General features: G+C 65.0%; 22 protein-coding genes and 1 pseudogene. 16 read left to right on the top strand and 7 right to left on the bottom strand.

What is annotated here, in order from left to right:
* Positions 1-5: 5 nt before the first annotated feature.
* Positions 6-506, bottom strand: a complete 501-nt coding sequence (locus M9978_RS17775; RefSeq protein ID WP_254295551.1) for a GNAT family N-acetyltransferase — start codon at positions 504-506, stop codon at positions 6-8.
* 95 nt (positions 507-601) lie between these two features.
* Here M9978_RS17775 and M9978_RS17770 point away from each other — a divergent pair, with 95 nt between their 5' ends.
* Together M9978_RS17770 and M9978_RS17765 are read left to right on the top strand one after the other, a co-directional pair.
* Positions 602-1,234 carry a glutathione S-transferase family protein gene (locus M9978_RS17770; RefSeq protein WP_254295550.1) on the top strand — a complete coding sequence of 211 codons (633 nt, stop codon included), beginning with the start codon at positions 602-604 and terminating at the stop codon, positions 1,232-1,234.
* A 61-nt stretch (positions 1,235-1,295) separates the two neighbouring features.
* A complete protein-coding gene (locus M9978_RS17765) occupies positions 1,296-1,667 on the top strand; it encodes a dihydroneopterin aldolase (protein WP_254295548.1) in 372 nt (123 codons plus the stop codon).
* Position 1,668: 1 nt separating this feature from the next.
* Here the strand turns inward: M9978_RS17765 and M9978_RS17760 are convergent, their stop codons facing one another.
* The gene (locus M9978_RS17760; RefSeq protein WP_367305128.1) at positions 1,669-2,451 is read right to left on the bottom strand and encodes a hypothetical protein; all 783 of its coding nucleotides are present in this window, start codon (positions 2,449-2,451) and stop codon (positions 1,669-1,671) included.
* Between the two features lie 301 nt (positions 2,452-2,752).
* Between M9978_RS17760 and M9978_RS17755 the strand changes: the two genes are divergently transcribed.
* The 5 genes from M9978_RS17755 to M9978_RS17735 all read left to right on the top strand — a co-directional run bounded on the left by M9978_RS17755 (position 2,753) and on the right by M9978_RS17735 (position 5,893).
* On the top strand, positions 2,753-3,415 hold the full coding sequence (locus tag M9978_RS17755; RefSeq protein WP_254295546.1) for a TonB family protein: 663 nt from the start codon (positions 2,753-2,755) through the stop codon (positions 3,413-3,415).
* 70 nt (positions 3,416-3,485) lie between these two features.
* On the top strand, positions 3,486-4,283 hold the full coding sequence (locus M9978_RS17750) for a MotA/TolQ/ExbB proton channel family protein (RefSeq protein ID WP_254295544.1): 798 nt from the start codon (positions 3,486-3,488) through the stop codon (positions 4,281-4,283).
* Positions 4,284-4,365: 82 nt separating this feature from the next.
* A complete protein-coding gene (locus M9978_RS17745; RefSeq protein WP_254295542.1) occupies positions 4,366-4,839 on the top strand; it encodes an ExbD/TolR family protein in 474 nt (157 codons plus the stop codon).
* A gap of 25 nt (positions 4,840-4,864) precedes the next feature.
* Positions 4,865-5,293, top strand: coding sequence for an ExbD/TolR family protein (locus M9978_RS17740; RefSeq protein ID WP_254295540.1), 429 nt, complete (start codon positions 4,865-4,867; stop codon positions 5,291-5,293).
* Between the two features lie 237 nt (positions 5,294-5,530).
* Positions 5,531-5,893, top strand: coding sequence for a tetratricopeptide repeat protein (locus M9978_RS17735; protein ID WP_254295538.1), 363 nt, complete (start codon positions 5,531-5,533; stop codon positions 5,891-5,893).
* Positions 5,894-5,946: 53 nt separating this feature from the next.
* On the opposite strand, the gene dcd is transcribed toward M9978_RS17735, so the two are convergent.
* From dcd to M9978_RS17715, 4 genes are read right to left on the bottom strand one after another with little or no spacing between them, the layout of a single operon-like run.
* Positions 5,947-6,501: a dCTP deaminase gene (gene dcd, locus M9978_RS17730; protein WP_254295536.1), complete on the bottom strand. Its 555-nt coding sequence runs from the start codon at positions 6,499-6,501 to the stop codon at positions 5,947-5,949.
* A gap of 37 nt (positions 6,502-6,538) precedes the next feature.
* The gene (locus tag M9978_RS17725; RefSeq protein ID WP_367305127.1) at positions 6,539-7,000 is read right to left on the bottom strand and encodes a cytidine deaminase; all 462 of its coding nucleotides are present in this window, start codon (positions 6,998-7,000) and stop codon (positions 6,539-6,541) included.
* Positions 6,997-7,662: a GH25 family lysozyme gene (locus tag M9978_RS17720; RefSeq protein ID WP_254295534.1), complete on the bottom strand. Its 666-nt coding sequence runs from the start codon at positions 7,660-7,662 to the stop codon at positions 6,997-6,999. The genes M9978_RS17725 and M9978_RS17720 overlap by 4 nt, the downstream gene beginning before the upstream one ends.
* A gap of 5 nt (positions 7,663-7,667) precedes the next feature.
* The gene (locus tag M9978_RS17715; RefSeq protein ID WP_254295532.1) at positions 7,668-8,150 is read right to left on the bottom strand and encodes a UPF0262 family protein; all 483 of its coding nucleotides are present in this window, start codon (positions 8,148-8,150) and stop codon (positions 7,668-7,670) included.
* Between the two features lie 94 nt (positions 8,151-8,244).
* Here M9978_RS17715 and M9978_RS17710 point away from each other — a divergent pair, with 94 nt between their 5' ends.
* Positions 8,245-9,771: a replicative DNA helicase gene (locus M9978_RS17710; protein ID WP_254295530.1), complete on the top strand. Its 1,527-nt coding sequence runs from the start codon at positions 8,245-8,247 to the stop codon at positions 9,769-9,771.
* Positions 9,772-9,804: 33 nt separating this feature from the next.
* Here M9978_RS17710 and M9978_RS17705 read toward each other — a convergent pair whose 3' ends face one another.
* Complete coding sequence (locus tag M9978_RS17705) at positions 9,805-10,077, bottom strand: hypothetical protein (protein ID WP_254295528.1); 273 nt, start codon at positions 10,075-10,077, stop codon at positions 9,805-9,807.
* Positions 10,078-11,522: 1,445 nt separating this feature from the next.
* Here M9978_RS17705 and M9978_RS17700 point away from each other — a divergent pair.
* The 8 genes and pseudogenes from M9978_RS17700 (at position 11,523) to M9978_RS23560 (ending at position 21,702) form a co-directional block, all read left to right on the top strand.
* Entirely contained in the window at positions 11,523-13,835 is a 2,313-nt protein-coding gene (locus tag M9978_RS17700; protein ID WP_254295526.1) for a TonB-dependent receptor, read from the top strand.
* Positions 13,836-13,909: 74 nt separating this feature from the next.
* Complete coding sequence (locus M9978_RS17695) at positions 13,910-14,785, top strand: alpha/beta hydrolase (protein ID WP_254295524.1); 876 nt, start codon at positions 13,910-13,912, stop codon at positions 14,783-14,785.
* Positions 14,782-15,630 (top strand): alpha/beta fold hydrolase, encoded by an 849-nt coding sequence (locus tag M9978_RS17690; protein ID WP_254295522.1) that lies wholly within the window; start codon positions 14,782-14,784, stop codon positions 15,628-15,630. Before M9978_RS17695 ends, M9978_RS17690 begins: the two co-directional genes overlap by 4 nt.
* Positions 15,627-18,164 (top strand): alpha-L-rhamnosidase-related protein, encoded by a 2,538-nt coding sequence (locus M9978_RS23455; protein WP_254295521.1) that lies wholly within the window; start codon positions 15,627-15,629, stop codon positions 18,162-18,164. Before M9978_RS17690 ends, M9978_RS23455 begins: the two co-directional genes overlap by 4 nt.
* Positions 18,161-19,660 carry an MFS transporter gene (locus M9978_RS17680; RefSeq protein WP_254295520.1) on the top strand — a complete coding sequence of 500 codons (1,500 nt, stop codon included), beginning with the start codon at positions 18,161-18,163 and terminating at the stop codon, positions 19,658-19,660. Before M9978_RS23455 ends, M9978_RS17680 begins: the two co-directional genes overlap by 4 nt.
* Before the next feature lie 379 nt (positions 19,661-20,039).
* Entirely contained in the window at positions 20,040-20,948 is a 909-nt protein-coding gene (locus tag M9978_RS17675; RefSeq protein ID WP_254295519.1) for an SDR family NAD(P)-dependent oxidoreductase, read from the top strand.
* A gap of 10 nt (positions 20,949-20,958) precedes the next feature.
* Positions 20,959-21,258, top strand: a complete 300-nt coding sequence (locus tag M9978_RS17670) for a hypothetical protein (RefSeq protein ID WP_254295518.1) — start codon at positions 20,959-20,961, stop codon at positions 21,256-21,258.
* Between the two features lie 134 nt (positions 21,259-21,392).
* Positions 21,393-21,702, top strand: a pseudogene (locus M9978_RS23560) (2Fe-2S iron-sulfur cluster-binding family protein).
* The last annotated feature ends 98 nt before the right edge of the window (positions 21,703-21,800 follow it).

The following is a 21,800-nucleotide window of genomic DNA, read 5'->3' as shown; positions in this document are numbered from 1 at the left end:
AAGGGTCAGCTGCGCGGCCCGACCACGCCTTTGCCCGCCGGGGCGTTTCCGCGCGCCAGCAACCGGCGCGGCTCGAACGGCCCCGGCAGCCGCCAGCGGCCCGTGGCCGCCGCATCGAAGCCGAACTGCGCATAATATTCCGGGTCACCGATCAGCATCAGCGCACCGCCGCCGCTGACACCGCCGGCATCGGCGATCCCCAGGGCCTTCCACATCAGCGCGCGGCCGATCCCGACATTCTGCCGTTCCGGGGAGACCGCGACCGGCCCGACCATCACCATCGGCACTTGCCCGCCCGCGTCGCCATGCAGCGCGACCGGCCAGCACTGGATGCTGCCGACCAGCTGGCCATCCTCCAGCGCGGCGAAGCTCATCGCCGGCTCGGCCGCCACGCCGTCGCGCACGCGATAGGCGGTGCGGCCATGCCGGTCCGCGCCGAACGCCGCGTCGAGCAGCGACTCGACCGCGTCCGCGGGCACTTGCGCGAGGGGCACCAGATCGAACAACCGCAAAACTCCAGTCCGCCGGGGGATGGACGCCCGGGGCGCGCGCGTTTAGCCCCCGATGGTGCCGAGGCAAAGCTGAATCGGGAGGACGTCCCTTGAAGCTCTATGACGCGCCCTGGGCGCCGAGCCCGCGCCGCGTGCGCATCTTCCTCGCGGAAAAGGGGATCGAGGTCCCGCGCGAGGTGATCGACCTGCGCACCGGCGCGCATCTGACCGACGACTATCTGCGCATCAACCCGCGCGGCGCGGTTCCGGCGCTCGAGCTCGATGACGGCGAGGTGCTATGCGAATCGGCGGCGATCTGCCGTTATTTCGACGCGCTGCACCCCGATCCGCCGCTGTTCGGCGCGACTCCGCTCGAGATCGGCCGGATCGAAAGCTGGACCCGCCGGATCGAGGGCGATGGCTATGCCGCCGCGGTCTATGTGCTGCGCAACACCGCGCCGGCGTTCAAGGACCGCGCGATTCCCGACGCGGCGCTCACCATCACGCAGATACCCGAGCTCGCCGCACGTGGCGCGATCATGTGGGAGGGGTTCACCCAGGCGCTCGACCGGCGGCTGGCCGACCGCGAATGGATCGCGGGCGGCGGCTATAGTTTCGCGGATATCACCGCGCTGGTGACGCTCGATTTCGCGCGCGCGGCGAAGCTCGTGCCGCCGGAGGGGCTGACCCAGCTCGCACGCTGGCATGAAGCGGCAGCGGCGCGGCCCAGCGCCACGGCCTGACAGGCTTTCCGTGGCGCTGCGTTCTGCTATGGGCGCGGCTTCACTCCCGCGGGGTTTTCCGTTGCACGATCTTCTCCAGCTTCAGGTTCGCGATTTCGAGGTCCAGGTCCTTACCGGCGTCTATTCGGAAGAGACTCACCTGCCCCAGCCGCTGCGCATCTCGATCACCGTCGACATGATCCCGCCCGAGCGTTTCGCACCGGACACGCTGCTCAGCGAATCGAAAAGCTATCTCGACCTCAAGCACGCCGCGAGCAGCGCGCTGCCCCAGGGCGTGCATTTCACGCTGATCGAAGGCGTCGCCGACCATATTGCCGAGACGCTGTTCCTCGGCGATCCGCGCGTGCGGCGCGTGCAGGTCGAGATCGTCAAGCTCGCCATCGCCGAGGCCGACGAGAAGATCGGCATCACGATGGTGCGTCACCGGAAGTAGATTACCGGTTGCAGCTTCCCAGCTGCGCCAGCACGAACGCATAGTCCTCGCGCGCGATCGCCGCGGTGGCGGGATCCTGCTCGGCGAGGCTCGACGCGGGCAACGCGCGCGGCAGACCGCAGGCGAGGCGATACCACAATAACGTGTCGCGCGGCGGCGGGGCGGCGGCATCGTCGACGATCTCGCCCAGCGCCACCGCCCAGCGGCGCTGCTCGCCCGGCCGGCGCAGGATCGACAGCGAGATCGGTGCGCCGGTCGCGGTCTGCACGAAAATCTGCGTCTCGCCTTCGCCGGGCAGCGTGCCGGGGACATGGAAGGCGTTGCCCAGCCCCGCCACCGCGGGCGGCGCGGCCGGATCGACCACCTCGCGCACGATCCGCCGGACCAGCGCATCGAGCTCCGGTGTCCAGGTCCGTTGGGCATCGAGCCGCGGCAGCTGGACCATCGCCGGCTGCCCTGCCACCGGCCGGACGAACAGCAGCACACGCTGCTTGTTCAATTTGGGGACACGGCCGCGCGCATCGAGCGGCACGTCGACGACATAGCCGACCCGCGCCGGCATCGGCGCCGCGGCTCGAATCAGCGCCAGCACATCCGCCTCGATATAGAAGCGCGCATGGCCGGGCGCGGCGTTCGCTGCCTCAGGCCCCTTGATTCGCGCGCTGCTGCGAATCCGCGCGTCGAGCACCACCGGCGCCGCCAGGATGAGGTCGGCGACCGAGACATAGGATGGCACGACCACCCCGGTTTCGGCAACGATCTGTGCCTGCGCTGGCATCAACATCGCTGGGGAAATCGCGGCAAATACAACACAAAGCGCCAAGGACGGGCGCGCAACCGGATGATTGAACATGCGCCGCAGGGTATTCGAAGCAGCATGAACCATACAGAAATATTTCTGCCATGCGCCGATTATACGTTTATTGCGTCCGACAAAGCGTTTGCGTCACGCAAGTCGCCGCGATAGGACTCGCCGCCTCTGCCGGATTCTGGGTGTTCCCCCCGCCCGCCCGGTCGAGCCACGCCGATAAAGATGCCAGAGTGCCGGGCAACGGCGCGGCCGAATGAAGGAGTTAAGTTGCTGAATGGCCTACGCAGATCGTGATGTAGGTGGCAGTCGCGTCGTTGCGATCGTTATCGTCGCGGTGATTCTCGCCGTAACGGGTTACGCATTCGTGACCGGTCTCGCTTACCAATATATCAAGAAGCAAGCGGAGAAGATGGACGTCTTCGACATCGAAGAGCCGCCGCCCCCGCCCGAGGAAGTCCCGCCGCCGCCGCCCGACACGCCGGTTCCTCCGCCGCCCACCACCGTGGTCGTGCAGAAGCCGCTCGTGCAGGTCCCGTCGCCGCCGGTGAACATTCCGACCACCACGGTGATCCCGCCGAGCCAGCCGCCTGCGCCTCCTGCGCCTCCCGCGCCGCCGCCGCCGCCGCCGGCCCCGCCCAAGATAGCCAAGAAGCTCACCCCGCGCGGCTCGCCGCAGAGCTGGGTGACCGACGATGACTATCCGCCTGCCGCACTGCGCTCGGGTGATGCGGGCACGACGGGCTTCCGTCTCGACGTCGGACCCGATGGACGCGTGACCGCCTGTTCGGTCACCTCCTCGTCCGGCTCCTCACTGCTCGACCAGACCGCCTGCCGCCTGCTTCAGCGGCGCGCACGGTTCAATCCGGCCGAGGACGAGAACGGGAACAAGATCGCCGCGGTGTTCGCGAGCCGATTCACCTGGAAGATCCCGCAATAACGATCAGCGCCGGTGCCCCGCCCCCGGGGCCGGCAGACCATGACGATTTAGATAGAGGAAAGACCGAAACATGCTCACCACCCTTCTCGCCGCAGCGGCGGCCGCTCCAGCCGGCGAAAACCCCTACGGCCTCGGCCCGGCACTCAAGGAAGGCGGCATCATCGCGCAGTCGACCTTCGCGATCCTGACCCTGTTCCTGTTCTTCTCGCTCTACATCCTGTTCACCAAGCTGTTCGAGCAGCAGAAGATCATCAACCAGGGCAAGCGCGTCCGCGCGACCTTCTGGAATTCGAACAGCCTGCGCGAAGGCGCTGCGAAGCTCGAGAAGAACTCGGCCTATCGCCAGATCGTCGACGACGGCATCGCGGCGCAGGAGCAGTATGCCCTGCTGAAGGATCCGGTCGAGGCGCATGACTGGCTGCACGGTTCGCTCGCACGCTCGGAAGCGTCGATCAACTCGTCGCTCAACGGCGGCCTGGCGTTCCTCGCGACCTGCGGTGCGACCGCGCCGTTCATCGGCCTGTTCGGTACCGTGGTCGGCATCTATCGCGCACTGATCAAGATCGGTGCGGCAGGTCAGGCGTCGATCGACGCGGTCGCCGGTCCGGTCGGTGAGGCGCTCATCATGACCGCGCTCGGCCTCGTCGTCGCCGTGCCGGCCGTGCTCGCCTACAACTTCCTGCAGCGCCGCAACAAGGCGATCGCCGAGCATCTCAGCGCGTTCTCGACCGACGTGCTCGGCTTCCTCGCTTCGGACGGCCGCGTGCGTCCCGAAGTGAAGGGTGCGAAGGCACCGGCCAAGCCGCCGGTGACCGGCACCACGACCGCCGGCCAGACCGGTGGCGTGCCGACCGCGCCGAAGGCCTGAAGATGATTGGCCGGGCGCTCGTCAGGGCGCCCGGCCATCCCACCCCAGACAGGGGTGGAGGATGCTTGAATAGGAATAACCGATGGCGATTAGCACGGGCGGCGGCGGCGCAGACACCCCGCTTTCGGACATCAACACCACGCCCCTCGTGGACGTGATGCTGGTGCTCCTCATCATCTTTCTGATCGCGATTCCCGTCGTGATTCAGACGGTCGACCTGGAGCTGCCCAAGGTACGCTTCGAGCCGACCACGACCAAGCCCGAGAACATCGCGCTCTCGGTCACCGGCGCGGACGGCAAGTGCCAGGTCTATTGGAACACGGCACCGATCGCGAGTCAGGACCTGCTGCAGCGCGGCGCGGACAAGCTCAAGGCGGTGGTCGACCGGCTGGGCACCAACATCACCCCGGACGACATTCCCGAAGTCCATATCCGCGGCGACGTCAACACGCCTTACCGGTGCATCGGCGCTGTCATCTACACGATGCAGACCGCCGGCTTCGTGAAGGTCGGGTTCATCTCCGAGCCGCCCCCCGGCACGGCATCCGCGCAATAAGCCCGCAGTTCAGGAGTAACACATCATGGCAATGAGCGGCGGCAAGGACGATGGCGAGCCGATGATGGAAATGAACACGACGCCGTTGATCGACGTCATGCTCGTTCTCCTCATCATGTTCATCATCACCATTCCGATCCAGTCCCACGCGGTGAAGGTCGATCTTCCCCAGAATGCAAATCCGCAGGCCCCGCCGCCGGTGGAGCCGCAGAAGAACAAGATCACGATCGACCCGGCGGGCCGCATCTATTGGAACGGCAGCCAGGTCAATCAGGTGACGTTGCGCCAGTATCTGGACGCCAGCGTCCAGATCAGCCCGGAACCGGAGCTGCACTTCCAGCCCGATCCGCAGGCACGCTACGAAGTCGTCGACAACGTGCTCGCGACGATCAAGCGGTCGGCGGTGACGAAGCTCGGCTTCGTCGGCAACGAGCAGTATCGCGCCGACTTCTGATCCCGGTCTTTCCAGGCCAGTCTTTTCAGGATTTGCGCGACAAAGGGGCGGCTTCGGCCGCCCCTTTTTTGTTGCCTGAACGCAGCCCGAGCGAGCGCCCACAACTCAAGACATGCACGCGGCGCACTCGGCCGCTGCGTTTTACGATGTCATCAAAGTGCAACATTCGCATTTGCGTGCATGAAACATAAGTGACACTCTGCTGTCATCGAATTGTAATAAACGGGAGAAGATGTCGTGCGTGTCGCTATCGCTTCACTGGTTCTCGCCGCGCCGCTGGCGCTGATCCCGGCGGCGCAGGCCGAGCGCGTCGAGGGACCTTACGCGCATGCGACGATCCAGCGCGGCGACTATGCCGCCGCCGAGCGCAAGCTGCTGGCCGAGGCGCGGGTGTTCCCGAACAAGCCCGAGATCCTGCTCAACCTCGCCGCGATCTACGCCAAGACCGGCCGCGTCAGCGAGGCGCGCGCGCTCTACAACCGCGTGCTCGCGCTCCAGCCGGTGGCGATGGACGTGGTCGATGGCCAGATCGCGCCGTCTCACCTGATCGCAGGGCGCGGCATCCGCCAGCTCGACGCCGCGCAGATGGCGGCGCGTTAAAGCTGGTCTGCGGGCGGCTGGGGCCGCCCGTGCCGCACTGACAACCTCGGTCCTCACAACCTCGGCAGCGTGACCCCGCGCTGCCCCATATATTTGCCGGCCCGGTCGGCATAGCTGACTTCGCAGGGTTCGTTCCCCTTGAGGAACAGGAACTGGCACGCCCCCTCATTGGCATAGATTTTCGCGGGCAGCGGCGTCGTGTTCGAGAATTCGAGCGTCACATGCCCCTCCCATTCGGGTTCGAGCGGCGTGACGTTGACGATGATCCCGCAGCGCGCATAGGTCGATTTGCCCAAGCAGATCACCAGCACATCGCGCGGCACCCGGAAATATTCGACCGTCCGCGCCAGCGCGAAGCTGTTGGGCGGGATGATGCACACGTCGGTCTGCCGGTCGACGAAGCTGTTCGCGGCGAAGTCCTTGGGATCGACCACCGCGCTGTCGATATTGGTGAAGATCTTGAACTCGTCCGACACGCGCGCGTCATAGCCATAGGAGGACAGGCCGTAGCTGATGCACCCCTCGCGCCGCTGCGCTTCGACGAACGGCTCGATCATGCCGTGATTCTGGGCCTGCTCGCGAATCCAGCGGTCGGAAAGAATGCTCATCGCGACGGTCTAGGCGAGGGCTGACCCCAGCCGCAAGTCATGCGCCGATCCCGAGATCGCCCGGCCCGAACGCATGCGGTAGCAGTTCGGACAGGCGATGCGTCTCATACGCCTCGCCCTCCGCCCCGGCGCAATAGACGGTGAGGTCGCGGCCGCCCATCTGTGCCGCCTCGTTGAGCACTTGCCGGCAGCGGCCGCACGGCCGGATCGGGTCGCTGCCCTGCGCCACGCCGCCCGCCATCATCCCGCCGATGATGCCGACCGCCACCACGTCGCGCAGCCGTCCCTCGGCACTGGCGCGCGCCGTCGCCACCGTCTCGGCGCAGAGCGACAGGCCGTAGCTCGCATTCTCGAAATTGGCGCCGGTCACCACGCTGCCATCCGTCAGCAGCAGCGCCGCGCCAACCGCGAAGTTGGAATAGGGCGCATGCGCATTCCGCGCCGCCTCGCGCGCAGCGGCGATCAGCTTGCGGGCGGTCTCGTCGGTTTCGATGCTCATGGCGCCACCACATTCCAGTTGACCGGCCGGTCGATCCCGTCGACGCGGCGCAGGTTGCTGCTCCGCCACATCCGCCACGGCCGCGTGGCATAGTCGGGGGCGAAGAAATTACCCACGCTCCACAGCGGACGCGGGATCGCCTCGCTCACGCGATATTCCGCCTCGAATTCGGGTGAGACGCGCAGCACCACTGGCTTGCCGCTATGCGTCTCGATCGTCGCGGCGAGCTGGCGCACCTCGTCCAGCACGACCTGCCGATCAGGCCGCGCCGGGCAATCATCATGGAAATCGAGGTCGATCGCGGCGGGCAGCGCGTCGGGATCGCGCGGCACCGTCGCGACGAACGCGCCGGCCTGGTCGGCCGCGACCGCGCACAGCGAGAAGACATGGATCGCGCCGCGCCGAATCCCGGCCTCGGCGATCGCCGCCCAATGGCCCGGGAAGCGCGCGTCGCGCGTGGCCGCCGCCGCAGTGGCGCGGGCATAGGCGAAATCGACGTCGCGCGCCTTGACCATCGCCCAGTCGACCGCGCCATTGGCATCCGACACATCGATCCCCTGCACCGCATAGTCGGCGCGCGATGGCGCCCAGCGGCCCGCGAACCACCACACGCCGCCCGCGGCGATGCCGGCGGCGAGCGCCAGCCAAGCGATGGTCCGCACCACCCTCATGCCTTGATGTGCAGCACGCAGATCAGCGTGAACAGCCGCCGCGCCGTGGCGAAATCGATCGCGATCTTGCCCTCCAGCCGCTCCATCAGCAGCCGCGCAGCCTCGTCATGAATGCCGCGCCGCGCCATGTCGATCGTCTCGATCGCTTGCGGGGTCGCGTTGCGGATCGCCTGGAAATAGCTGTCGCAGATCGCGAAATAGTCCTTGATCGGCCGCCGGAAGCGCGCGAGCCCGAGGATCAGCGTTTCGAGATGACTGTCGTCCTCGCGCTTGATCTCCAGCCCGAGCCGCCCCTCCTGCACCGTCAGCGCGATGCGATATGGCCCGGCATAGCCGTCGGGATAGTCGCGAGCAGGTGCGAAGCTGTTCTCTTCGATCAGGTCGAAGATCGCGATTCGCCGTTCCTGCTCGATATCCGCCGAGCGCCAGATGATCGTGCGCTCGTCCAGCGTGACGTCGATGATCCGGGGATCGGCCATGGCGTTGCATTACGGGGCATAGGCTGCGCTCGTCCACATTATAAACAGCGCCGCATGGGTTGAGCGCGAGGGCCGGGAGTGGGACAAGGCGCGCATGGCCACGCTTGCATCGATGAACCCGGTCTCTCTGGCCGCCCCGGCGGACGCCGCCCCACGCCTGCCGCAGAATGTCGAGGCGGAGGCCGCGCTGCTCGGCGCGATGATGATCGACAACCGGCTCGCCGACGACATGGTCGAGGTGATTCAGGACCAGCATTTCTTCGAGCCGGTCCATGGCCGCATCTTCAAGGCGATCAAGACGCTGCGCAAGAGCGACATGCTGGCGACGCCGGTGACGCTCAAGCCGCTGTTCGAGAAGGACGAGGGCATGGCGAGCCTCGGCGGCCCCGCCTATCTCGCCCAGCTCACCGGATCGGGCGCCGGGCTGATCGGCGCGCGCCAGTTCGCGCGGCAGATTTATGACCTCGCGCTGCTGCGCGAGCTCGTCGTGGTCGGCCGCGACATGGTCGAAAAGGCGCTCGACACCAGCGAGGACGTCAATCCGCGCGAACAGATCGACCGCGCGGAAGAGGCGCTGTTCAAGGTCGCAGCGGACGGCGGCACCGCCAACACCGTCAAGTCGTTCAATGAAGCGACCAAGATCGCACTCGAAATGGCCAAGCGCGCGCAGAGCGCGGGCGGCGGCGTCGCGGGCGTCACCACCGGCTTCGATTCGGTCAATGGCCGGATCGGTGGCCTGCATCACAGCGACCTCATCATCCTCGCCGGCCGTCCGGGCATGGGCAAGACCTCGCTCGCCACCAACATCGCCTACAATGCCGCGCGGCGGCTGATGGACGATATCCGGCTCGGCATCAGCCCCAAGGAATCGATCGGCGCCAAGGTCGCCTTCTTCAGCCTCGAAATGTCGGCCGACCAGCTGGCGATGCGTATCCTGTCGGAGCAGTCGAAGATCGCATCCGAAGCGTTGCGCATGGGCAATATCAGCAAGGCCGAGTTCGGCCAGCTCGCCGCCGCCGCCGCCGATCTCGAACAATTGCCGCTCTATATCGACGATACCGCCGGCCTGACGATCAGCGCGCTGCACAGCCGCGTGCGCCGGCTCCAGTCGAAGCAGGATGGCGAACTCGGCCTCGTCGTCGTCGATTATCTCCAGCTGTTGCAGGGCAGCGGCAACAACCGCGACGGCAATCGCGTGCAGGAAATTTCGGAGATCAGCCGCGGCCTCAAGACGCTCGCCAAGGACATCAACGTCCCCGTCATCGCGCTCTCGCAGCTCAGCCGCGCCGTCGAATCGCGCGAAGACAAAAGACCGATGCTGTCGGACCTGCGCGAATCGGGCTCGATCGAGCAGGACGCCGACATGGTGTGGTTCGTGTTCCGCGAGGATTATTATGTCGCCGCGCGCGAACCCAAGCGGCCGCGCGAGGGCGACGATCCCAAGACGTTCGAGGATCATGCGAAATGGGCGCTCGACATGGAGCGCGTGTTCGGTCTCGCCGAACTGATCATCGCCAAGCAGCGTCACGGCGCGACGGGCAAGGTGACGCTCAAGTTCGAGCCCAACATCACCCGCTTCAGCGACTATGCCGGCGACGTGTCCGGCCCTTATGGCGACTGAAAAAGAGGGGGCCGAAGCCCCCTCCTAACCGAATCACCGGTCCTGCTGGCCGCTGTCGTCGTCGCGGTCGCTCGCGCGGTTGCCCTGATCGGCATTCTCGCCGAGCTGGTCGTCATCCTCGCGGCGCTGGTTCTGGTTCTGCTGACCCTGCTGACGCTCCATTTCCTGGTTGCGCTGCTGGTTCTGCTGGCCACCCGGACTGCGGTCCTGCTGTTGGTTTTGCTGGCCCTGCTGGCGCTCCATGCCCTGGTTGCGCTGCTGGTTCTGCTGCTTCCCGGGATTACGGTCCCGATCGCGCTCGTTCATGGCTTCTCTCCTGTCGAAGCCCCGCCCGCTCGCTCAACGGACCTCCCGAATGTTCGATCCTCGGCCCGTCGCATCCAGCGACCCGAACTGCGCCAAACGAAAAAACCCGCCAACTCGTTGAGCTGGCGGGTTTTCGAAGATGGTGGGCGTGGCAAGGATTGAACTTGCGACCCCTGCGATGTCAACACAGAGCCTACTCACCGAATGCACGGATTTCCGCCATTTTCTTCCGTCTAGGTTCTAGAACTAACTCAGAACGAACACAGAATATGAGGCAATTTCACCGGAGTTACACCGGACCATATCTGGACAATGCAGTGATCTTGCAAAGAGTCCGCACGGGTCCAACACCTCAACCGAACATCATTGCGGCCGCCGAGTATGGGGGGCCGTACGCCGCGCGCCGCTCTTGCTCGAAATGTCAGCTTAAGCACTGTCCGCATAAGGCCAGTGGCGATTCCCATCGCGCACTACCAGATGCACAGGTCGAGGGCGGCAAGCTGCCCGGTCGGTCGAGCCTGCCCCGACATAGGCTACGGGGTCGGCCACCTGGGACGCCGCTCCGATCCGGAAGGACGGACTATTCTCAGCAGCAACGATGCGTCCGCTGGACAACACGCTGATTGACTGATGGACGCAGCGGATCGGATGGCCTTTCAAGGTCGCGCCGTGAAGCACGCCGTTGCTCATAACGATGCCCGAATGAACCGTGCATTCCGCATCGGCTTTCCGACCGATCTCGCCGAAAGAATGTGGAGTTGCCCGTCGAGCTGTCTGCTCGCCTTGCAAATATGGTCCTAGCTGCTCTGCATCTTGTGCACGGGCACGAAGAGGACCCGGTCACGTCAGGCATTCTGCCTAGATCGAGCGGATCACTTTTACCTTGCGCCGTGGGCTAATAGTTTCTCAGCAGCGAGTTGCCGAACAACGCAAAGGCAATGCCGTTGTTGCTTCATGTTCATCCGAAAGCGGCAAAGCTACTCTGGGCAGAAGCACCAGACCTGCCGATCTCGGTTACCACAATCGAAATGCAGGAGCTGCGGGTGCGCGCGATATTGTGCCAGGAACATTGATGCTCATTGATTCGGAACGCCGAACGGATGCAGCGGGCGCATTGCAAGGTCTGCCAGCCCGACTCGGCGGTTCGTCTGGATCGGTAGACTGAACGAGTCTTGACGATGACGGGGCCCGATGTCGTGATCTTGGTGCATGGATGTGATCTCAACCTGGTCCAATTTGGCGAAGCCGGAGGCATGGCCATGATCCGGAGCGGAGCCTCCGGTAGCCTCCCAGCTACGGCACGTTGATGAAGGCATGCAGTGCCTCGCGAACAAGTGGATAACAAACTGGCTAGCCAACCAGTTTCTGTGGCGATATATCCGGGCGGACAGACGGCGCGAACGCGACCGCAGGCGAACAAACGCCACTATCGAGAGGAGACACTGATGGCTCGGGCTGCTTCCATTCCTTCGTTGACCGCGATCGCACTGATTCTCGCGGCAGCATCGGCCCACGCACAGGACAGGCCTGGCACGGCACCTCCATCAGGCGGTCAAGCGCCTGGAACCGACGCCGCAGGTCCGGCCGACGGCACGACTGACATTATCGTAACCGCACAGCGCCGCAGCGAGTCCCTACTGCAGGTGCCGGCATCGGTCGGCGTGCTGACCGGCGCTCAGTTGGAAGCCGCCAAGATCACCAGCCTGGCGAGCGTGCAGGACCTCAGCCCCAGCCTGCTGGTCACCCAGTCGTCCAATCCCAGCGCCGGCGTCTTCACGGTCCGCGGAATCGGCACGGCAGTCACCGATCGCGGGTTCGAGCAATCGGTCGGCGTCTACATCGATGGTGTGTTCCGCGGACGCCCCGGCGCCGCGCTGCAAGACCTCCTCGACATCGAACGCGTCGAGATACTGCGGGGACCCCAAAGCACCCTGTTCGGACGCAACAACGCCGCGGGCGCCATCAACATCTCAACGGCCCTACCGGACCTCAACGAGCTCAGGGTCGGAGCTGAGGCTACCTACGGCAATTACGACACAGTGCAGGCGCGACTGTCCGCCAGTATCCCGATCGTCTCCGATACGCTAGCGCTGCGGGTATCGGCCGCCGAGAATTATCGCGACGGTTTCATCAAGGCTCCCAACCTCCCGCGCGGCAACGTCAACGGTCGCGATCGCCAGAGCTTTCGCGCACAGTTGTACTGGACTCCCGGCGACACCACGCGCATTCGCCTGATCGGCGACTATTCGCAGATTAATGACCGCTGCTGTGCATATCAGCAGCTCTTCGTGGCGGATGAGGCTGCGACACCCCCGTTCCAGTTCAACGTGCGTGGAGGTCTGCTCGGATCCACGCCGCCCACGCCGGGAACCCGGGGCACCTCACCCAGCAGCGCCGCCATTACCGGAACTTTCTATCGCCCGTTCGACCGGGTGACGACACAGGATAACCGTTCGGTCGAGAAGGCGACGGACAAGGGAGTTTCGGCACAGATCGACCAGGATGCGGGTGCCTTGACGTTCACGTTGATCGGCGCGACCCGCCGGTTCGAATCCAACATCGACCTCGACGTGGACGGAAGCAACTCCGCGGTAGTCAACCTACAGTCAAAGCCGTCAACGGACATCAAAGAGAACTCCGTCGAACTGCGGGTACAGAACCGGCCGGGCGGCGCAATCGAGTTCATCGCCGGCGCCTATTACTTCGACCAGGTGATAGAGGATCGGAACCTGCTGCTAGCCACGATCAAGCCGATCGCAACGACGATCACCTTCTTCAACTCCATCGGCCGCGGGAAGACAAGGAGTGGTGCCGCATTCGGTCAGATGACCGCCAACATTACCGACCAGCTGCGTGTGACCGGCGGCCTTCGCTACCTCAAGGAAAGCAAAGATACCGTTGTCACAGTGGCACCCGGTACCTTCTCGTTCGCCGGGTCCGACAGCCGCGACGACGATGCGCTGATGGGAACCGGCATCGTCGCATATCAGCCGAGCAGCAACGTGAATCTCTATTTGCGTTACGCGCGGGGCTTCAAGTCGGGCGGGACCAACCTGCTCCTCACGCTGCCGACGACCATCGCCAGCCCTTCAGTCGAACCCGAGACCACCGATGCATATGAGGCAGGCCTGAAGCTGCGGGCGCTCGACGGACGGCTGTCCACGAACCTTGCCGTTTATTCACAGACCGTGCGGGATCAGCAAGTCCAGTCGTTCAACACGGCGACCGCTTCGTTCGTCACGCTGAATGCCGCGAAGGTGCGTTCGCGGGGCTTCGAGGCGGATGTCACGTTCCGTCCGGTCCGGCCGATCACGTTCACCGGCAACGTCAGCTACCTGGATGCCGAGTATCTAAGCTTTCCCGGCGCGCCCGCGCCGGCCGGCGGTACCGGCACGCAGAACCTGACGGGTCGAACGCCCGCCAACGCCCCGCGCTGGACACTGGTTGCAGGCATTGGGCTTGATCAGCCGCTCAACGACGGAGTGCGACTCATCGGCAACGTAAACCTGCGCCATGCGACCGGCTATTATACCGACGTCCAACTTAGCGAAGCCTTCCGAAATCCGACTACCAACGTGCTTAACGCAAGTGTGGAACTTGCCCTCAGCAGCGGTCTTGGCCTTCAGGTCTGGGGCCGGAACCTCACCAAGGAAAACTATTATCTAACGGGCATCGGCACAGCCGGGGGCAATGGCAGTCTGTCGGTATTCGTCAACGAGCCGCGCGTGTATGGCTTGACGCTGCGCTACCGGCACTGATTGGCGGACGGATCCGGACAATGGCTGGAGCGAGAACGACAACGGCACGGCGCCGGCCCAGCCTCGGAGGGTGGTTGGCAGCGCGCGTCATCGTGCCGCTGCTCGTCCGGAAGAGGTCGGGCCGCGAAACGTTCAGGCAACGGATCGCCGCCGACCGCGCCACCGGTCCTGCCCTTCCATCCGCGAAGCTGCAGAAGCGCTACGCCTATGCGGATACCTGGCAGGGCGGCGACAGAAGGTTGCGTTTGGCAACGCGGCAGGGCGGCAGGCGCACCCGCATTCTGTACATTCATGGCGGCGCGTATGTCTTTGATCTGATGGCACTGCAGTGGACGATCATCGCGGGCGTGATCGAGCGAACTGGTGCTGAGGCCGTGCTCCCGATCTATCCGCTGGCTCCCGAAGCCAATGTCACGGCCGGACTGGCCTGCGTAGAACGCGCGTGGTTGGCCCTGGTCGAGGAGGCGGGTGCCGACGATGCGATTATCATGGGCGATTCAGCTGGCGCAGGGCTGGCACTCGCGCTGGTTCACCGGCTGCGGGATACCGGGCTGCCGATGCCGCGCGCGCTCGTTCTGCTGTTCCCGTGGCTCGACGCGACACTGAAGGATCCGTCGCAGCCTGCGCTCGAGCGCCGCGACCCGGTGCTATCGATAGCCCAGTTGCGCGACGCCGGACAGATGTGGGCCGCGACGCAGCCGCCTAGCATACCCTCGGTCAGCCCGTTGTTCGGCGATCAGGCCGGCCTGCCGCCGACCCTGGCCATCGTTGGCACCCGCGATGTGCTGCTGCCGGATGCGCGCCGCCTTGTCGCCATGACGGAAGCCGCAGAACTGATCGAATATCCTGGGATGTTCCACGGCTTTGTGGCGGCCCCAATCGCCGAGGGTCGCGACGCTATGGACCGCATCGCCGCCTTTCTGCAACGGAATCTGGCGCACTCGATGTGACCCGCCCCGGCGGCACTGAAGCGTTCGACGCGCCGGATGGGCTTGCGGGGTACCGCTGGCGCGCGACGCGTCCGCGCGCGAGCCTGTTGCTGCAACACGGCTACGCCGAGCATGCTGGCCGCTATGTCGATCATGCAAACGGACTAATCCCGAACCTGACGTCGCTGGGGATCGAGGTATTCGCGTTCGATCTGGCAGGACATGGGCGGTCCCCGGGACGTCGGGGCGACACGAACGTCTTTCGGATGATCCAGGTTCACATGTCGATGCGTCACGCCATCGCGTCGGCTGCTCGACCGATCTTCCTGCTTGGCCATTCGCTGGGCGGTCTTGTGACCGCAGCGAGTGCAGCAGCCGCACCGGGGGGAATTGCTGGGGTGCTACTGAGCGCTCCGGCGCTCCCCTTTGACGTCCCGACCAGGCAGCGACTCCTCGTCCGGACGATCGCCGCAATCTTGCCGATGGCGGGGGTCACGCCACCTGGCGACGGCGGCGAACTTTCGCGCATCGAGGCCGAAGTGCGCGCCTATCAGGCCGACCCCCTCATATTCCGTCGTAAATTGCCGGCCCGGATCGCCGACAGCGCCGTTCGCGCTGCCGACCGGATGTGGCGCGCCCTACCCGATTGGCGTGCGCCGACACTCGTCGTCCACGGGACCGCCGACTGCGCGACCGACCCGGATGGAAGCCGTCGTCTCACCAACATGATTTCATCAAGCGACAAGGAACTGCTGATGGTTGCCGACGGGCGCCACGAACTTTTGAACGACGTTGCGCGCGACGCGACGCTGGCGCACATGCTTGACTGGCTGGACCGGCGCATCGGCGGGGCAATGGTGGCGTGAAACTATTCGCACCCCCATTCATCTGGACCCCCCGTCAACCAATCGCTGCCAATTGGATCGTTGCGCTGCGCGATCTTCCGCACCGCGATGACGGCCGCAACCGCTGGTTCCTGTTCCGGTACGAGTTCGATCTGGACGAGCTACCACGCTCTGCGCCGACCGACGTAACCGTGGATGGTCGATACATATTGTACGTCAATGGTGCCGAGACAGGCCGCGGTCCGGTGCGATGCAGCCCCCTGGCACAGCGATACGACACGCACGAACTGACGCCCCACCTGCGCCTGGGGCGCAACGTGGTGGCTGTGCTGATCCACACCTACGGCGTCGATACCGCATTCCACGAAGAGGTTCGCGGCCTTTGGCGACCCGTATTCGGCGATGGCGGACTCTGGATGCGTGGTCCGCTGGTGGATACGCGCGCGGATTGGAAATGCATTCAGAGCGATGCCTGGGTACAAGACGTGCCACAGGCAAATCACAGTCTTGGGTTTATCGAGGCATTCGACGCTCGCCGCCTGCCCGAAGGATGGGCCGAGACAGGCTTCGATGACGCGGAATGGGACATGGCGCGGCCCCTCCTGACCGGTGGGGGTGGGCCGGAATCAATTTATCAGGGGACCATCGTCCGCCCCTTTCCGATCCTTGTCCCGCGCGGGATTCCGGCGCTGTGCGAACGACCGGTGCGCGCGCGCGCGCTTCGCTGGGTGGCCGGACAGGAAGCACAGCCGGACCTCCCCATTCACACCCGCCTCTACGACGAACCGCTGGTGCCCGCCGGCCCGGATGTCGCGAAGGACGTCGAAACTCTGCTAGAGGGCGGCGAGGGCGTCGCGGTCATCCGCACTAAACCCGGCATCGATACCGCCTTCACGCTCGACTTTGGGCGCATCCTCTCCGGCTATCCGGCGTTCACCATCGAGGCGTCGGGCGGCGAGATGATCGAGATCGCCTGCTCCGAGCGGCTGCCAGGCGAATGGTTCGGGGAGGTTCAGCAGGACGCCCGAATCGAACGGCGTCCCTTCATCGGCACCGACGCGCATCTCTGCCGGTATATCGCGAGGGCCGGGTTGCAGAGCTTCCAGCGCTTCGAATGGTGCGCGATCCGCTACATGCATGTCGTCGTCCGCGACGCCGTCGATGAGGTGACGCTGCGCTGGCTGGGCGCCGTGGAAACGCACTATCCGGTCGAGGAGCAGGGGCGCTTCTCCTGCTCCGATCCGCTGCTGACTCAGTTGTGGGCGGCCGGCGCCTACACGCTGAAGCAATGCATGCATGACGCATGGGAGGATTGCCCGAGCCGAGAGCAGCGCCAATGGCTGGGTGATGCCACCGTCGAGAACCTCGCCGGTTGGGCAGCCTTCGGCGCATCGGCCGCAGCGCTGAATTCCAAGTATCTGATCCAGGCGGCGGAAAGCCAACGCGCTGACGGACTGACCCAGATGTTCGCCCCTGGCGACCATGGCCACGACGCGCGGACCATCCCCGACTGGACGCTGCAATGGGTGCTGTGTGCAGCCGACCACTGGGAACTGACCGCGGACCTCGATACGATCGAGACGATCTGGCCGGCGATCGAAAAGGCGCTCGACTGGTTCGATCGCGTCGCCGGTCCGTATGGACTGATCGTTGACATGCCATACTGGCACTTCATGGACTGGGCCGGGCTGGGCCGCGATCATCAGGCCCTGGCGCTCAACGCGCAGTATGCCGGCGCGTGCTCTGCAGCCGCCGGACTGGCGGAAGCGCTGGAGAATCACCGCGCCGCCCGCCGCTATCGCGAAAGAGCGACGGCAATCTGCGCGCGTCTGGACACCGAACATTGGGACGCGGCCCGGGGAACCTGGGTCGACATGGTCGATCCGGCCACCGGTGATCGCCTGCCGCGGATTTCGCAGCACGGAGTCGCCGCCTTGGCGCTTTGGGGCAATGCCGATGCATCGCGCCTGGCGACCGCCTTCGACTGGATCACCGATCCCGGTCGAGTGACGCAGACGCCTGCACCGCCAGTCGTTCCAATGGGCACGCCGCTGGACGAGGCGGAGGGGGCCGTGATGGCCAACACCTTTTACAGCCATTTCGTTTCCGCCGCGCTGGCGCGACACGGGCGCGGAGCGACTGCGCTGGCGAACATCCGGAAACGCTTCGGACCGATCATCGAAGCAGGATCGACGACGTTGTGGGAGGCTACGACCCCCTGGGCCAGCCTATGCCATGGCTTTTCGGCGTCGCCGACCTGGTTCCTGTCACGGTACGTGCTGGGCGTCTCGCCGGCAACGCCCGGCTTTGGGCGGATCGCCTTTGCGCCCGACCTATTCGATCTCGACAATGCTGAAGGCGTCGTGCCCACCGGCGCGGATCAGGTCACGGTGTCCCTGACCCGAGTCGCGGATGGATTCCGCGCGGAAATCAGCGGCCGCATCGATGACATCGACGTGGCCGCCGCGCCCGGGTGGAGCGTTCACGACCAGGATCGCCACGATGGTCGCCTCGCGATCCGCTACACACGCTGCGAAGCGGACGGGCGACCATGAAAGTCCAGTTAGATCGGAACGCGCGTCTCAGCGCCCTGCCGTTCGGCCAAAAGTTGGGCTATGCGGCCGGTGGCCTCGTCGATGGTACCGCGCTGCACCCGCTCAACATTTTCCTGCTGTTCTATGTTACCAGCGTCTGCGGCCTGTCAGGGGGGCTTGCCGGGCTGGCCATCGCCGCCGGTCTGGTTGTCGATGCCATCGCCGATCCGCTGATCGGATCTGCCTCCGACCGTCTGCATTCGAGGCTCGGCAGGCGGCTGCCGTTCATGCTGGCCGCGACGCCGCTCGTCGCACTCATGCTCACGTTCATCTTCTCGCTGCCCGATACGCTTGGCACGATGGGGCTTTTCGTCTGGTTCGCGACCCTTTCCATTGGGCTGCGCGTCTCGGTAGCGCTCTTCCTGCTGCCGCACCAAGCGCTGGGTGCCGAATTGAGCGACGACTATCGGGAGCGATCACAGATCATGGCGGTTCGCTGGAGCCTGTTCATGGCCGGCGGGATAGCCGGTGTTGCCCTGGGGTTCGGTGTATTCTTCAGCGGCCCGAAGGGCCTATCTGACCGGGAGGCCTATGCAGGCTTTGCACTGGCGCTCTCCGCCATCGTGATCCTCGGCGGTTCCATCGCTTCGCGTGCGGCATGGTTGACGCGCGCGCGGGAACATGCCCCGCCCATCAATCCGGTAGCAGGCAGGTTCAACGTGTTCGCCGATATGGCCGAGGTGTTCCGTAGCGGATCCTTCCGGGTGCTTTTCACAGGGACCCTGCTCTTCTTCGTTGGGTTTGGGATAAACAGTGTGCTCGGCCTCCACGTAAACACCTTTTTCTGGCGGTTGAGCACGGGTCAGGTGCAGGCCGTGACGATCGCATTATTCCTAGGTCTGTTTCTGGGCGCGCCGCTCGCAGGGCCACTTCTGGCGCGGGGCGAAAAGCGCACCGTCATTCGGGGTGCCATCGCAGCATTGCTGGTGCTGCAGGGCGCCCCAATCCTGTTGCGGCTAGCGGGGCTGCTTCCGCTCGAAGGCGCTGCGCTGGCCATCACCCTGACGGTTATTTCGTTGACGATAGGCGCCCTCATGGGCGTGGCGGGCATCTCGTCGGCCTCCGCGCTCGCCGACGCGGCCGATGAGCACGAACTGCTGTTTGGAAGCCGCCGGGAGGGACTGTATTTCGCCGGCTTCGCATTCGCGAACAAGGCTGCGTCGGCCGCGGGCACACTGCTAGCCGGGCTTGTCCTCCAAGCCGTCGCCTTCCCGATAGGCACCGGTGGGCATGGACCGGCGATCGCGCAGGTGACCGATCACATGTCCATAGTCCTAGCCTTGGCTTACGGCCCTGGGGCGGCAATCGTCTCGCTGGCCGCCGTGGCCATCAATGGACTCTATCGCATCGACCGCGCTCGTCATTCCTCCATCATCGCTCAGCTCGCGGCGCGGAGGACAGGCACCGCGGAACGCATGCCACCAACCAACAAAGGCGAGAGGAGCCCTGGCGCATGACCAGCTCTCAGGCGCTCCTGACACGGCCGTTTGCCACGATCGCCGACCTCCTTTCAGCGCACGCATCGGTACCTCCCTACCGCACCGCGCTGGCTTCGGACCGAGAGGCCATCGACTATCGGTCGCTCGATTTTCCTGATGGGCTGCATAGCCGCAGGGCTTCAACGCGATGGAGTCTCGCAGGGCACGCCTATGGCGATCGTCGCGTCCACCACGATCCGGTCGATCGCCATCTTCCTCGGCATCCTGCAGGCCGAATGCATCGTGGTATCGCGAGACTTCCGCGGAGCATTATTGGCAAGGTGCTGAAGCAGGACCCGCGAACCCGATACCATGCCTCGACCCAGGCTCTGTCGGCTCAAGTTGAAAGGATTTCGAGATGATGCTGTCGGGACGGGTAGCGATCGTCACGGGCGCAGGCGGCGGACTTGGCCGCGCGCATGCACTGTATCTTGCCCGGGAGGGCGCGCGCGTCCTCGTCAACGACCTAGGAAACGGCGCTGCCGCAGTGGCGGCTGAAATAGAAGCACTCGGTGGCGAGGCACTCGCATTTGAGGGATCGGTCACGAGCGAAACCGACATGGCCGAGATGGTGCACGTAGCGCTGATGCGTTGGGACCGCATCGACATTCTCGTCGCCAACGCGGGCATTCTGCGCGATGCCTCGTTCGCAAAGATGTCGATCGAGGATTTCAGGGCAGTCGTCGATGTCCATCTAATCGGATCCGCGATCTGCGCGAAGGCCGTGTGGCCCACAATGCGGGAGCGTGGCTACGGCAGGATCGTCCTCACGACGTCCTCGTCCGGCCTGTTCGGAAACTTTGGCCAATCGAACTACGGCGCGGCCAAGATGGCGCTGGTCGGGCTCATGCAGACGCTCTCCATCGAAGGCATGAAAAATGACATCCGGGTGAACTGCCTCGCCCCGACCGCCGCCACAGCGATGACCGAAGGTCTCCTGCCCGAGCCGGTCAAGGCACTGCTCGTGCCGGAGCGGGTCAGTCCCGGCCTGTTGCCTCTGGTGACCGAATACGCACCAACCCGCGCTATCCTCTGCGCCGGCGCTGGTCACTTTGAACGGGCCTACGTCACCCTGACGAAAGGGCTTTTCATCGGCGGCGGCGATCACGCGGGCGCGCTGGTCGCTGCTGCGTGGGACACGATCAGCGACCGCACGGGCGAAACTGTGCCGTCGGCCGGCGGCGCCCAGGTTCAGCAGGAGGTTGCCGCGGCAATGGACGGCGGCGTCCGGCGCAATCCCAACACTAGCCAACCCCCCATTACCTAAGGAGTAAAGCATGAGCGATGTATCCGGCCTCTATGAGGTCACCGCCACCACACCAATGGGCAACCAAACCATGACCCTCTCGATTGAGGCAGATGGCAATCGTTTCACCGGCCGCAGCAGCGGTCAGATGGGCGCGTCCGAAATCGATGGCACGATTGATGGCGACACGATCAAGTGGAAGCAGCCCATCACCGTTCCGATGCCACTGACGCTGGAATGCAGCGCGACCATCAGTGGCGACTCCATCTCCGGTGCAATCGACACCGGTTCGTTCGGCAGCTTCCCGATTATCGGCAAGCGCGTAGGGTGAGTAAGCGATCCGAGCGCCGCCTGTTGATGCGGCGGTGCTCAGATCCATTAGCCGCACGTCCCCAGCTTGGAGGGCACGTGTCAGGTGTGATCGGCAGAAGCCACGTTAATCTGTGGGGTCGCTAGCAGCAGCCGGTGGCCTCCCCACCACGACGTTCCCCAACGGTGCAGCGCCGTACCACCGAGGCGGGCTGTTCGGCGATGGAAATTCTGCGCGATCAGAGCTCCGATGAGCTGCTCGCGCTCTGCGGTGGCTGCCATTCGTGCGCCGCCTGCGACGTCCATGCAACCCCTCCTGGCTCGATCGCCTTTCGCCAATGAGCGCGGACGAGGACGATTTGCTCCACAGCGCATCCAACAGGGAAGGCAGCTTGCGCCGATCGTGTCAAATCAAGTTCATGGACAAACTCGATGGCGTCCTGTGAGCATCGCCGCAGAGGACTGACACTGCGTCGTGGCGCCGAGCGGCCCATTTTCGTATTCAGCTCTGCCTTGGTGGCCGGCTATAAATGGCGCGAGCCATGCAAGCGACCCGCGCCTGAT

It is taken from the genome of Sphingomonas tagetis, assembly GCF_024211275.1.
Lineage (GTDB): Bacteria > Pseudomonadota > Alphaproteobacteria > Sphingomonadales > Sphingomonadaceae > Sphingomonas > Sphingomonas tagetis.
Note: the sequence above shows the minus strand (reverse complement) of the source record. Positions and strands in the feature narration are given on the sequence as shown.